General features: G+C 39.5%; 12 protein-coding genes. All 12 read right to left on the bottom strand.

The window, feature by feature from the left end:
* Nucleotides 1-14 precede the first annotated feature (14 nt).
* Nucleotides 15-1,400 (bottom strand): nucleotide sugar dehydrogenase, encoded by a 1,386-nt coding sequence (locus M8998_RS11985; RefSeq protein ID WP_249993149.1) that lies wholly within the window; start codon nucleotides 1,398-1,400, stop codon nucleotides 15-17.
* Nucleotides 1,401-1,462: 62 nt separating this feature from the next.
* A complete protein-coding gene (locus tag M8998_RS11980) occupies nucleotides 1,463-2,917 on the bottom strand; it encodes a capsule assembly Wzi family protein (protein WP_249993140.1) in 1,455 nt (484 codons plus the stop codon).
* A gap of 13 nt (nucleotides 2,918-2,930) precedes the next feature.
* The gene (locus tag M8998_RS11975; RefSeq protein WP_249993138.1) at nucleotides 2,931-4,166 is read right to left on the bottom strand and encodes a WcaI family glycosyltransferase; all 1,236 of its coding nucleotides are present in this window, start codon (nucleotides 4,164-4,166) and stop codon (nucleotides 2,931-2,933) included.
* A gap of 5 nt (nucleotides 4,167-4,171) precedes the next feature.
* Nucleotides 4,172-5,077 (bottom strand): glycosyltransferase family 2 protein, encoded by a 906-nt coding sequence (locus M8998_RS11970; RefSeq protein WP_249993137.1) that lies wholly within the window; start codon nucleotides 5,075-5,077, stop codon nucleotides 4,172-4,174.
* A gap of 3 nt (nucleotides 5,078-5,080) precedes the next feature.
* A complete protein-coding gene (locus M8998_RS11965; protein WP_249993136.1) occupies nucleotides 5,081-5,653 on the bottom strand; it encodes a WcaF family extracellular polysaccharide biosynthesis acetyltransferase in 573 nt (190 codons plus the stop codon).
* Complete coding sequence (locus M8998_RS11960) at nucleotides 5,641-6,816, bottom strand: glycosyltransferase (protein ID WP_249993135.1); 1,176 nt, start codon at nucleotides 6,814-6,816, stop codon at nucleotides 5,641-5,643. The genes M8998_RS11965 and M8998_RS11960 overlap by 13 nt, the downstream gene beginning before the upstream one ends.
* 6 nt (nucleotides 6,817-6,822) lie before the next feature.
* A complete protein-coding gene (locus tag M8998_RS11955) occupies nucleotides 6,823-7,491 on the bottom strand; it encodes an acyltransferase (RefSeq protein ID WP_249993134.1) in 669 nt (222 codons plus the stop codon).
* Nucleotides 7,491-8,474 (bottom strand): glycosyltransferase family 4 protein, encoded by a 984-nt coding sequence (locus M8998_RS11950; protein ID WP_249993133.1) that lies wholly within the window; start codon nucleotides 8,472-8,474, stop codon nucleotides 7,491-7,493. The genes M8998_RS11955 and M8998_RS11950 overlap by 1 nt, the downstream gene beginning before the upstream one ends.
* Nucleotides 8,475-8,511: 37 nt before the next feature.
* On the bottom strand, nucleotides 8,512-10,062 hold the full coding sequence (locus M8998_RS11945; RefSeq protein WP_249993132.1) for a hypothetical protein: 1,551 nt from the start codon (nucleotides 10,060-10,062) through the stop codon (nucleotides 8,512-8,514).
* Nucleotides 10,063-10,066: 4 nt separating this feature from the next.
* Nucleotides 10,067-11,110: a CgeB family protein gene (locus M8998_RS11940; RefSeq protein WP_249993131.1), complete on the bottom strand. Its 1,044-nt coding sequence runs from the start codon at nucleotides 11,108-11,110 to the stop codon at nucleotides 10,067-10,069.
* 14 nt (nucleotides 11,111-11,124) lie between these two features.
* Nucleotides 11,125-12,027: a polysaccharide pyruvyl transferase family protein gene (locus M8998_RS11935; RefSeq protein WP_249993129.1), complete on the bottom strand. Its 903-nt coding sequence runs from the start codon at nucleotides 12,025-12,027 to the stop codon at nucleotides 11,125-11,127.
* 14 nt (nucleotides 12,028-12,041) lie between these two features.
* Nucleotides 12,042-13,412 carry an MATE family efflux transporter gene (locus M8998_RS11930; RefSeq protein ID WP_249993127.1) on the bottom strand — a complete coding sequence of 457 codons (1,371 nt, stop codon included), beginning with the start codon at nucleotides 13,410-13,412 and terminating at the stop codon, nucleotides 12,042-12,044.
* Nucleotides 13,413-13,421: the final 9 nt, after the last annotated feature.

Raw genomic sequence — 13,421 nt, 5'->3', positions numbered from 1 at the left:
TATTGAGGTCCTTATTAGCCTTCTCCTATGGCATAATACGAAAAGCCCAATTCTTCCAATTCTGCCCCGTTCAGTAATTTCCTGCCATCGAAAACGAAAGAGGGACGTTTCATGCCTTCTTTGATTTTAGCCCAGTCATATTGCTTAAACTCATCCCATTCCGTTAATACAGCTATTGCATGCGATCCTATCAACGCTTCCTCCGGAGTATCTACCACGGTAACTAAACGACGATTCTCCTCTGATGATCGTGTGCCTAAATAGTCCAAATCACGATAGATTTGTTCTGCGGAAACTTTTGGATCATATACAATGATGCTGGCTTCTTCATCTAATAAATGATCCGCCACGTAGATAGCAGCAGATTCTCGCGTATCGTTAGTGTCTTTCTTAAATGCCCAACCTAAGAATGCGATTTGCTTGCCATTTACCGTGTTATACATCGTTTTGATAATCCGCTCCGCGAAACGCGTTTTCTGATGATCGTTTAACAAGATTACTTGCTCCCAATAATCGGCCACTTCGTTTAGATGATAGGAACGGGCAATATAGACTAAATTCAGTATATCTTTCTGAAAACATGAGCCACCAAAACCTACTGATGCCTTTAAAAACTTGCTGCCTATACGGCTGTCTTTGCCTATTGCATGAGCCACCTCATCTACATTTGCACCGGTAACCTCACACAATTCTGAAATGGCATTGATACTGGAGACACGTTGCGCCAAAAAGGCATTCGCCACTAATTTAGAAAGCTCCGAAGACCATAAGTTGGTCGTTAAAATTCGCTCTCTTGGAACCCAAGCTTCATATACTTTTACTAATGCTTCTATGGCTTCGGCATCTTCACCTCCGATCAATACTCGATCTGGATTATGCAAATCAGTCACCGCTGTTCCTTCTGCCAAGAACTCTGGATTGGAAAGAATATGAAAGTTAACCCCATTGCCCGTATGATCCAAAATGCTTTTCAAAGCCTCAGCCGTACGCACCGGAAGCGTAGACTTCTCTACAACTATTTTATCCGACTTGGCCACCGCTGCAATTTGCCGCGCGCACAACTCGATAAACTTCAAATCCGCTGCTTGGCCTTTGCCTTTGCCATAGGTTTTAGTTGGCGTATTTACCGATATAAAGATCATATCCGCTTCATCGATGGCTTTGTCTACATCCGTAGAAAAAAACAAATTACGACCACGTGCTTCCCCCACTACGGCATCCAGACCCGGTTCGTAAACCGGAAGTTTGGAAAGGTCTGCATCATTCCACGCCGCGATCCTATGTTCATTCAAATCAACAACCGTGACTTCTACATTCGGATTCTTCTGTGCAATCACAGACATTGTGGGACCGCCAACATAGCCAGCTCCAATACAGGTTATTTTTTTTATGTTAGTCATCTTATATATTTTCAATAAATACTACTTCTGCTTTGAGTGTATGTTTCATATAATCTTCAAATTTATCTAATTTGATATTTTACGCCAATCGATCCACCAATATTTTGGTACAATTTACCAAAATCCGCTGCTAAATTGGCATTCCATTGCCAAGCGCCCCAATCGTGGGAAACTCCTACTAAAGAATAACATTGGAATAAACCATTTTCATTCCCATAATATTGTGCATAATTTCTTGCACCGTAATTCATTACTGGCGTAATCTTGGCAAGCGCATTCCATGAATTGGCAACGCGAAATATTCCGGCTATATTGCCGCCTACCAAACGGTTATTTACAATATTATTATTCCCAGGGATGAAGTCTGTACTTCTCCAGTCAAATGGTTCAATCGGCAGGTAATTAGATGCATCTTCTCTATTTGTATACAACGGATTACCTATCACCTGACGTTCATACTCCCAGCCGGTCTTCATGGCGCCATTATTATAATAGCTTTGCATTTCTTTCCCAAAACTTTCCATTTGTTTGGTATGAATAAATTCTACGACTAAATCCTGTACTACATGATCGCTCCTTTTGTTGCGAAAATGTATTCCTATCAAACGATCAATATTCCGAATGTCAATACCTGTTCCACTTTCAATCGGTGTCTGGTTGTAGAAATGTAAGCTGTAGGCATCATGATCATAGTACACCCCCAACTCGGCAAGACCACGTTGTGTACCGGCCCTATTTGGTCTTTTTCCGTTCTCTTCCAGTTCCGTCGGGAGGGATCCATCGTTTGCTTCACGAACAAAAAACACATCCAGAAAACCTCGGAAAGAGCGATCCAGATAGATGTTTTCTGATGGTCGCTGACCTCCCCATTCCGCATAATGTTGTATTCCTCCGTAAGGCTTCCATTTTCCCAAATTTATTCTTGCATAAAACGATTTCTCGTGCAGCCAAGAATCCATGTATCGATTAGTCCCAAACCATCCATGTCCCATCATACCCTTAAATTCTAAGATTCCTTTGGTATAAGGAATTTTAATATAATCATCGATCCCGATTGTGATTTTAGGAATAGGCAAGGCATTTCCACTAGTTCCGAGAGAACCCATAGAAAGTTGTGGATCAAGGTCGTCCCACAAATCACGATGACGTCCAGCGCGTAGAAACCAGCTTTTGTAGCGCAGTTGTGCATACGCCTGTTGTAGTACAAGGCGGCTATAGTGCTCTGAATTGAACGCGGTAGCGCCATAATCCAATGTAAGTGGTGATACCGAATCGCTTAACAGCTTTAACCCTGTAAGATAGTGTGCATTGGTAGCCTCGATCCAAGTGATCTGATCGAATTGCCGATCGCTTGCCATGCCAAAACGATTGGCTTTGGCCCAAAGCGGCTGGAAGGCTTCGGAAGCGACCTGAACTTGTGATCCCACTTGCACACGAAGGGAATCTGGAAAACGAGATTGTGCATTCGCGTGTGCTGTTAAAAATAGGGTGCTTAATAATACAACTAGTTTTCTCATAATACGTTTCATCTTAATCGTTCTTCAATAGTTCTATAAGCTTATTTTCGAAGGATTTGAGTATTTCCTCCTTTTCCAGGTACTGCTGTGCATAATGTCGTGCGTTCTGTTTCAATAAGTTCACATCTGTAAACAAGGCTTTATAGATACCTTGTTCCAATGCCGAATCATCTTCAGGATCTACCAAAATACCCATGTTAAATTTCTGCACTACGTCATATAAAGTAGTCCCCAGACTAGCAGTAACCAATGCACAGCCTCCTGCCGCCAATATTCCTGTCAATTTACTGGGCATCACGAGGTCGGCTGCAGAAGATTTTTGCAACACTAGATGGACATCTGCCATTGCCAGCAAGGCAGACAGCTTGGCGTACGGCTGCAGTGGAAAAAAGAATACATTGGAAAGCAAACTTTCTTCAACTAGTTTCATCAATTTATCTTTTCCCCCACCCGATCCGCATATTACAAACTTCACAGCAGGATTATTTTTAAATTTTGAGGCTACTCGAACAATACTATCTAGTCCCTGCTTTTCGCCCAGATTACCACTGTAGAGCACAATCTTATCCTCCAAAGAAAAGCCCATGTCAGCGCGGAGTGACTGTTCTATCGTCAACGGTTGAATCGCATTTCCATCAACCCAATTGGGGAAGAAGATTAGTTGCTCAGGCATAATCCCTTTAGACAAGATCTTCTTCTGCATACCTTCGGAGATGGTGGATACACGAGCTCCCTTTTTCAAGAAGAATCGTTCCAACCCAAACATAGCACGTAAGAAAGTCTGATTTTTGATCATACCCAGGTCTTTGGCTGCATCTACCTGCAAATCTTGAACGTGATTGATCCATATTGCACTCCGTATCCCGGCATACATCCAAGGAAATATTGACAAATGAAATGGCGGCGCGATACAAAAAACAACGTCGAACTTTTTGGAGAAAACGGATCTTATCCAAAAGGGTAAAGTAGATGCTAGAAAAGAGAATTCATGGACAATACGCTTGACGGATGTCACTTCTTTAGGTACATAAAGCGGTACACGATGCACTTTAACACCACGTAATACTTCCATATGCCAACCCTTTCCTTTATAACTATCATGTACCTGCCATTCCGGATAATAAGGAACCGCGGTAAGCACGTGCACATCATGCCCCTGTGCGGCCAACCATTCAGCCATCTCTCCTGTATATTTTCCGATACCCGTGAGCTCAGGTGCATAATTAATTCCGTGTATTAAAATCCTCATCCGTTCTATCCTAGATTAATTTGATAATTCTCTTTAACAAAGGCTTTAATCTTTTCCGGGTCGTTCCCACAATGTTTCTTAATTTCATACACCTTTGCGTCCACCAATGACCTATACCACCAACCTTGCATAAAATGCCATAAAAATCCTTCTTTGCCTTCCGTAAAACCTAACTTGAACACATAACGATAAATAAAATAGACGAAGCTGCGCCAAAACAACGGCATTCGGGCATATTTTTCCTTTTTATGGCGCTTATCTTCCGCGTCTTTTGCCATTTCGGAAGTTATATTATGGTTATTATCGGGTAAAAAGCCAATTTCTATATTTATAAGATCTATTGCTTCTCGAATGCTATATCCGTTGTGTTTAACAATCCACCAACCCAATGGATTTAGATTATCATCGAAAAAGCACTGCTCTAGCTGAATAGAACTGCCCTTGCGCAATACGATATGCTCATCCATCCAGCGCTCCTCGCAGGTGCCTTCCCCATATTTAAATAACCGCAGCATATTCCATTTGATATTTCCCCGATTAATTGTTTTACCCAAAAAAACCATTTTGCGCTCCATCACCAATCCGGTAATATCCGCTGCTACGGTAGGTACTTTGGTATGCAGTTCTTTTATTAATTCCGGAGAAAGGTATTCGTCTGCATCTAGGCGAAATACCCATTGGGTAGAAACGGGAATATTGGTCAAGCCCCAATTAAGTTGTCGGGCATAGTTATTTTCCCATTTATTCTGGTAGACAATCGCTCCCATGGACTCGGCGATTTCTTTGGTCCTATCGGTAGAAAAGGAGTCGACCAAGTAGATAACTTTAGAAAACTGCCGGGCATTTTCAATGCAGCGAGCAATATGTTTTTCTTCGTTGAAGGTTAGAATTATGGTAGAAATATCCAACATTGTTTAATTCTGTTTTGTTGTAGGTTTATCTGTAATGATACGTTGTTTAATGGTTTTGCAAGGATTTCCCGCGCACACCATCCAGGGTTCAATATTCTTAATTACTACGGAGCGAGCGCCAACAACGGCTCCCTCACCTATGGTTACACCTGGATGCACAAATGCTTCAGCAGCCACCCAAGCATGAGCTTCTACAACTATAGGCGCAGTGATCAGCGGATGCCCGAATTTAGTATAATCATGAGAGCCGGTACAGATGTAGGCTCCTTGCGAAATAATACTACGCTTTCCTAATATAATCCTTCCCTGACTATATAGTATCGCTCCGCTTCCGACACCACATTCATCTTCCAAAATAAGGTTCCAGGGAGCCCATATCTTTACTCCGGGATATACGTGTACATGCTGCCCGACCTTAGCGCCAAAAAGACGTAGCAGAAATGACCTCCATTCATGAAAAGGCCGTGGAGAGAATCTGAAAAACAAAGCATATACTGCTCCCCACAGTACTCTGCCCATCTTATTTTTCAAAGAAAAAGAAGCTCCCGTATAGGTATCTGTATTTAATTTTGACATATCGCTTTTATAAATTTTTGAGCGGCACCTTCTGGAAGATAGTGCTCTTCGTAAGTCCTTCTAGCATTCGCCCCGAGTTGCTTAAGATCTGCTGTAGTGATGGCACTAGATAGCTCTCGAAGAGCATTAGTAACCGCCAAGAGATTATCCTCGAAAACTACACCAGCTTTGTTGTCTTCAATCACTGTATAGATATTGACTTGCTTCGTGATAAATACAGGCTTCTGACAAGACATGGCTTCCACTACTGCAATTCCAAAATTCTCTTGATGAGAAGGTAAAATGAATAGTTCACATCCATAAATTGCACCCCATTTGGCATCTCCACGCAACATTCCTGTAAAAACTATATCTTCTCTTTCGTGCGCGATCTGCTTTAGCTGTTGAGTATAATCGCTATCCAGTGGTCCCGCTATTACTAACTTTGGTAACTGAATACCATCGGCGGTAACTGATTTATAGGCCTCTATTAAAATGTCTACCCCTTTTTTTGCATGGATGCGACTAAGGAATAGCAAGTATGGCTCGTTCAACAGCATTCCTGAGGCCTTCAGAAATGCATCTGTCATGTTATAGTTTAATGCTGGCGGGGGCTGCACACCATAACTTACATTGAGTTCCGCCTTAGGGTGATAGCTGCGGAATGTTTCTCTCGCTAATTCAAGTTCTCTCTCACATGTAAATAAGACCCCATCTACATTATTGACTACCTGTCGTTCGATGGTATGCCAAAAAAAAAGATTTCTTAAGGCTTTCCATTTACGTTCAGGAGCTCGTTGAAAGTAAGGATCTAGCATACCGTGGGGCATCACGTACAAAGATGGGAAGCCTTGTCTTCGGTTCTTTTTTAAGCGATTCCATATCTTATAGGTCCCATAACTATTGTAAAGCCACAATCCGTGAATGATAACCTTATCGAAACGATTGATATTGGCTTCTAACCAAGCTGATAACTCTGGCACGTATGCATATGGACCTTTTGCGGGACCAATTTTATGAATGATGAAATTATCATCTAACCCATATTCTGCATCCTTTTGATCGAAACAAAGAACTTCATTTTCGACCCCCAACGATTTTAACTGTGGAACGGCGTTTCGAATTCCTTGTGAAGGTCCGCCCGAAGCTGGATTCATTGACGATATGATACGAAGTATTTTCATATAATTTTAATTTACAAAACCCTCTAGCCTGCTGAAATATTTTGCACTAGGGTCGATGTCTTTGATCGGTTTTGCAGGAATTCCAGAATAAAGCATCCATGTCTCTTCAAAACGTTTATTCAACAGCGATTTAGCACCCAGTACACTATGGGATGGCAATATAGCACCGCCCAAGACAGTGACGTTTGTACCTACGAAGGTATAGTCACCTATCTCGATTGGTTCACTATGTTGCCTATTTTCATATACATCTACAGAATGTGTTAAAAACTGCGAATTGTATCCAGCTATTGTGGAAAATGAACCTATTTTTATGGAATTTGTACAATCAATATGGTGATTTTTAGTAATCGCTGAATTTGAACCAATAACTAATTCTGATTTACGCAACAATTGGTGCTTGAAGTGCTTGGACTTCGTGCCGAGCGGAAATCCCGTAATCCAATTTGACCGACCAATTTTCGATTTCACCTCTAAATGAATTAGATCCACATGTATCCCAACTGTGAAATGATCAATCTTACTTCCTTCCTTCATCACTAAATGTTTTGGAAAAACATAAGCCAAACCAATCCTAGCTTTGGGATGTATGTCATATTTCCAAATCAATTTTAACATAGGTCTCTTTAGTGCCCAAGGGAGTATTACAACCAAAAAACTTAAAATCTTTTTCATCACTTTATTATGCTTTTATAGAGATTAGAATACATTTCAGCGATCTTCTCAGCATCATATCTTGCAGAATTCTTTTGCCCTTCCGCTATCAGGCTTTCCCTCAATAAACTATCTTCTATAATAGCCTTATAACCTTGTCTTATAGAATCAACATTTTCAGGATCAACCAGAAATGCGGCTTGATTGCCAGCAACCTCTTTCATGGGGCTACGGTTAGATGTTAGCACTACGCGTCCAACTTTTTGCCCTTCGATAATTGGCATTCCAAATCCTTCGAAAAGCGACGGAAAATTAATGATATCAGCATTCTGATATTCATTCACTATTTCTATGTCAGACAGTCCTACAACGTTTGAATAGTCGATACCCTTAGCTGTTAATTGTGAGATTGTCTCGGTATCTAGCTTACCCACGATACGAAGGTGACAAGAGAGAGTACTAATGGCTTCTATAGTTCTTTGTAAATTTTTTCTTTTTAAGGTACCAATATGCAATATGGTTGGCTTCTCGCTATTAAAGGTTTTTTCTTGATAATTGAACAAAGGAGAAACGGGATTTGGGATAATCGAGATTTTTTGCTCTGGCAGATCTAGGTATTCGACGACCTGAGCTTTGGCGTAATCAGACACAAAAACTACATGTTTGCAATACGAAAGAGAATCGATGTACAACCTCTTCCATATCATTTTTTTTATCCCTGATAAATAGGAGAAATACATAATATCATGTACAGTAACAATAGTGGTGCGACCAAGTAAGAAGTAGGAGAGGTAATGAACATCTCCGGAAATATGATAGACTGTCGCTTTTTTATTTCTAGCAAAAAATCCATTCCTAAACATGGATAAAATATTAGCGTATGGGCTAGGAAGAAAAATCTCCTCAATACTTAACCGACATTTAAGTTTCTCAATAGTTGTACTGATAACTTTATGAATAGAAAAACCAACATTGATATTTCTATAAATCACACATATTTTCATCTCTTAACTAAGTAATTAATAGTAAAAACTCACCTATTTATCGCTTGATTGGAAGCAACTTTACGATGAATACGACTAACCAAAATATAAAACACTCTTGCCAAAAACCTCTCAACAAATAAGTCACTAAAACGATCACTCCGATTGAATTTCTAAACATTCCTAAAAACCCAAATACGTTTATCAGTCCCAGTGTCGAGTATACTAAGCGTTTTTTTCGGTAGAAGACAAAACAATCCATCAATTTAAATGATAGAAACAATAAGATGAATTGTAGTGGGAAAGCCCAATATCCGAAAGTCGCTAAGCCATCTGCGACTAAACTTGTCACCCGGAAACCTCCAAGTGCATTTAAATTACCAGCAGTAGTAAATAACATATCACCTGGTGAATACAATAGTTCATCCTTGTCAAGATGAATTCCCAAAAAAGAAAGAAATGGTAAAGGAAAAATTGCTGTTACTTTGTCTATAAAACTATCTCTCATCTTTTCATTTCCATAGCCAACTTTATCTGCATAATAAAGTGTCTGGTCTGAAACACGTAGGTTTCCATACCGATTTAGCATGAAGTTGCTTAGATATGTCTCATCCCATCCTAGATTGTACGCCGTAATATTATCACTCTCCTCTGCTGAGATCATTCGTAAGCGTTCCATAACTTCGTCATCCTGTAAAGTTTCCCAAGTTTTGTCAAATAATTCGCTACGACTAATATCAGAACGTCCACTACGGTTGACTAACATGGCTAATGATACGTCTGAGATTAAATTTAAGCCAAAAATGATTGTGACGGATAAAACAACTAACCGCGCGGGTGATATTAATTTGAATACGGAAATCCGCTCTCGTAGTGTATGTAAGAATGCTAACAACGCTATCGTGAAAATGGGATAAATCATTGCTTGCCTGCTATTTGTTGCAAAGCTCGTTACAAATAATAAGCCCACGTAAAGCCAGACAAATACATTTCTTCTTTCATTAGCAGAAATATTGGCCAATTTGGGAAATAGCATGATCAATGGTGCATATTGCAAATACACGAGGCCAGCTAGAAATTTATTGTTGACATCTCCAAATTCAACTTCATTTGCAACACTTAATTGCTGGATTCGTACTGCTAGTCCTATAGCTCCAAGTATCCATAATGTGATAGTGTCGGTCTTAAAAAACCCTTGTTTGTACAAAAAATTCTGAAGAAAATTATTTTTAGATATATTTTTTCTAGTAGCGAAGTAAAAAGCTAATGCAGCAACAACGAACATGATTGTTTCCCAAAAAAAAGTTTGGTAAGGTGCTTCGAACCCATAAGTGATAGGTTTACCTTCCAAAAGCGTAGCGGGAAGCGGAATGTAGCGCGCTAAAAACAAGGATAAAAAGGCAAAAAAAGAAAAAGGATGTAGAACAATTAAATACTGTTTTAGAAAAAAAATTTTAAATATTAACCAGACAAGTAACGTCATGCCACAGCCAGCAAGGTTTGCCCAAGATGGAAAGAAGATCATTTCACATCCGATAGAAACATAGATAATTATATCCAACCACTTTCGTAGGAGGCTTATAATATTACCTTCTGCAGATGTATTCAATTTGTTAACCATTCAACTGTACAATTTCCAACATTCTTTTAACTGCATCCCGATTCGAATAACCAGAAGTCTCACATCTCGCAACTCCTCCAATGGCGATCTGTTTTCGTTCATTTTCATGCTGCAAATAATATCGACATTTTTGCAAGAGCTCTGAATTACTTGAAAAGAATTCGGCTTCTAGCCCTTCTGAGAATAATTCCAAGTGTTCTGAAGTTCGCTCCGCTAGCATAAATCCTCCACACGCTGGAATTTCCATAGATCGCGAGGTTTGCAAATCCGCGTTTATTTTCCGTAAAAAACACAGCGAGATTTTGAAGGCTTGTAAAGCCTTTGAGTAATCTTCTGAATAAACCGCGGGTAAGATTTCTAGGTTTTCTATATTGTTATATTCCTGCCATTTTCCGCCACCGTAGACCTTCACTTTTATGCCGTTCTTTGCTAAAAAAAGAATACTGTCACATCTCTCTTGCTCCCATATACCAATGAAACCGACATCACCACCGAGTCTATCTAACTCTTCTTTCGATAAATCTCGCGGATAATGAAAAGTATGCTCATAATGCTTGTTGGTAAATACCGCGCGTCGAGCACCTAATCCTTTCAGTTTATCGATCACATAGGATTTGGTGGTAAAATGAATATCATAAAGTGAAATCCCTTTAAGGTAATTTAAGCTTTGATTGTGTCTGAGCACCATGTTATCAGGTGAATAACTTACAATCCTAGTGCTGGGACTCACCTTTTTGATATTTCGGAGTGTATCAGGGTTAATCATTAACCCCTTATCTATCCAGACTATATCATAAGGCCTATTGACAGACTTTTTAACAAATGCATTTATCTTCTTATTCGCATTGGAATCGTCAGGCAAGGGGATAGGCAAACCTTTTTGAAACAACCAATTCGCAACCCGGTAAAGCCATGACGTCTGTTTTTCACGAATATTCACCATATCAATCTCTTCCGCAATCTCTTTTAACGCCCAATTTCTATGCAGACAAGTATTGGATAAACCATTAAACGACCCTATTGATAAGATTTTCATATGCAATTCGTCGGTCAAGACTTTATTGTTGATTTAATATCCTTTAAGTATTCCATCGTCAGACTTCTACAATCTGACATGGCTTCGGGATATACCTTTGCTGCCATCAAATCCGCTTCTAAATCCCCCGTATACAAATGAGGGGAGTATTTATAAAAATTGTATTTCTCAGATCTTGGCGCAAATAGGATAGCCTTCTTGCCCAATAGAGTAGCCCAATAAATTGCATGATAACTATTGGTCAAAACAATTTGAGAACTGCCTATAAACGCGACGAATTCGGATAGCGAAGCGCTATTAGTAAGCAACTCATACTGTCGAAATTCAGTCGGCAAATGATGCAAAACATCTTTATGTCCGATTACGCCAACCTCTCTTTTAATCTCATAGTTGATGCTTAGCTCTGGCATAAAACAGGTCGCACAGGGTACGAATCTGAAGTCTCCGTACTTGAAATCACGAACGGCCACAAGATCAAATAAATTCCAATCGATAGCGTTATGAAACTTCTTGCCCGCATAACTATTAAACCCAGCAGACCATATAATACTCCTTCGAGCTAATTTTGCAGCTTCAATAATATTGTAATTCCATTCTTCCGTAGCATTGAGAAGCCCACCGCCACCAATAATAACGGAATCAATATCTTTTATTTTTGAGAGATCAACACAATTGACATCATGTACAACACACTGATATGCTTTAAAATGATCTAAAAAATACCGATAATAACCACAAGCGATATCACCCGTATTATTTGTGATGTAACGATGTATAAAGTGCACAGTGCTTTTGTTATCTGCTTCATGCAATATTTTTGAAGGATAACGACTGCTAAATCTTTGCAGATGAAGTCGCAAAAAGAAACGATTATTATTTATCAAATAACGGTAAATGCGTTTTAACGAATTTATCATGTAATATCTTTTATTTAATGGTTTATCCTTATCATTCGAGCGCCCTTATTCCATAAAAATTTGGATTGTGACCATAAGGATCTGATCATCTCTTTGAAATCGGTGTTTAAAAATTTATTGTTTTGCATTAGCACACAAATGAGTAAGCCAGTTTCTGTAATGATCAAAACCAACGGGATATAACTTAATGTTGGAAGGACTGATAATACTGCATAACATACCCCTACACCTAGAAACTGAAATAGTAGAAAGGTTAACGTGAATTTCGTATGTGTATTTGTGGAGAGGGGAATCACACTTGCTAACCCCCAGATGCACGAAACAAACATAACGAAAAGCATTCCGGTAAAAAAAGCATGATCAAATGGTACGGCATGTTTGGTCCATTCCAAAAAGATAAACTTTCCTACTAGCAGTAGCATCAGCATACACACTAACGTCGTTACGCCAGTGACTATAAGAGAACGATAATAAATATCAAATATGGCCTTGATATCCTTTCTACCGTACGCTGCGCATACTTCCGGATTGACAGAAGTAGACAACATATTCATTATCTGCCGTAAGAAATTAAGTAGCGTCCGCGTAGTAGTAAAGGCTACCAATATTGCTCCTCCTAGAAACGTATTCACCACAAATACTAGTCCCTGATTTTGGATCGCTTGTCCTAAGGGAAATGCCATAAAAGCTAAAGAAGGCCTAATCATAGTGACAAAAATATCTCGATCAAAATTTCCGAACGATAATTTGACCGAGAATATAGATCGCGTGTAAACATGTTTAAATATGCAGCCACCTATAGATGGTATAATGTAAAGAGATGATAACGTGATAATATCTAATCCAAAAAAAACGGACAGGAATAACACGATTAACTCTAGTATTCTGATAACATTATCGACCACGATAGCAATGTGTGTCTTAGCAGTTGCTCTAAAGACGCCATGGTAAACCCTACCATACATGGTAATAAACACCTGAGAGAGAAGTAAAATGAATGTCGCCGACACTTCAATTTCTGTAAACGAGCTTACTCCCAGCATTCCTTTTAAGCCCCATTGTGTAGATACAAAAGCTGATAGGGATGTGAAACTGAGAAAAACTAATAGGATAAATAGAAACGCATTCAGCTGCAGCTTCTCACATCTTTGATACTCATGACGCTGGTATTGAATCACAAATTCGTTATTGCTTGCCCTATTAAGGCCCATATCTGTCATAGCAAAGAATGTTGACAAAGCAGTAATCAAAATCCAATCAGCATACTTTCCCACTCCCCAATATGTGATGAATAAAGGAACCATCGCAATTTGGGCGACAAAGTTGGTCGCCATTCCGAAGGAATTGGCAGCCAAGTTTTTAACGATGGCTTTATACGCAACCATTTAAATTCA

Origin of the sequence: Sphingobacterium sp. lm-10, from assembly GCF_023554555.1 — a bacterium.
GTDB lineage: Bacteria > Bacteroidota > Bacteroidia > Sphingobacteriales > Sphingobacteriaceae > Sphingobacterium.
Note: the sequence above shows the minus strand (reverse complement) of the source record. Positions and strands in the feature narration are given on the sequence as shown.

What these genes read in the sequence shown, in the direction of transcription:
- M8998_RS11985 (WP_249993149.1), bottom strand. Translation starts at nt 1,400, where the DNA reads ATGACTAACATAAAAAAAATAACCTGTATTGGAGCTGGCTATGTTGGC.
- M8998_RS11980 (WP_249993140.1), bottom strand. Translation starts at nt 2,917, where the DNA reads ATGAGAAAACTAGTTGTATTATTAAGCACCCTATTTTTAACAGCACAC.
- M8998_RS11975 (WP_249993138.1), bottom strand. Translation starts at nt 4,166, where the DNA reads ATGAGGATTTTAATACACGGAATTAATTATGCACCTGAGCTCACGGGT.
- M8998_RS11970 (WP_249993137.1), bottom strand. Translation starts at nt 5,077, where the DNA reads ATGTTGGATATTTCTACCATAATTCTAACCTTCAACGAAGAAAAACAT.
- M8998_RS11965 (WP_249993136.1), bottom strand. Translation starts at nt 5,653, where the DNA reads ATGTCAAAATTAAATACAGATACCTATACGGGAGCTTCTTTTTCTTTG.
- M8998_RS11960 (WP_249993135.1), bottom strand. Translation starts at nt 6,816, where the DNA reads ATGAAAATACTTCGTATCATATCGTCAATGAATCCAGCTTCGGGCGGA.
- M8998_RS11955 (WP_249993134.1), bottom strand. Translation starts at nt 7,491, where the DNA reads ATGAAAAAGATTTTAAGTTTTTTGGTTGTAATACTCCCTTGGGCACTA.
- M8998_RS11950 (WP_249993133.1), bottom strand. Translation starts at nt 8,474, where the DNA reads ATGAAAATATGTGTGATTTATAGAAATATCAATGTTGGTTTTTCTATT.
- M8998_RS11940 (WP_249993131.1), bottom strand. Translation starts at nt 11,110, where the DNA reads ATGAAAATCTTATCAATAGGGTCGTTTAATGGTTTATCCAATACTTGT.
- M8998_RS11935 (WP_249993129.1), bottom strand. Translation starts at nt 12,027, where the DNA reads ATGATAAATTCGTTAAAACGCATTTACCGTTATTTGATAAATAATAAT.
- M8998_RS11930 (WP_249993127.1), bottom strand. Translation starts at nt 13,412, where the DNA reads ATGGTTGCGTATAAAGCCATCGTTAAAAACTTGGCTGCCAATTCCTTC.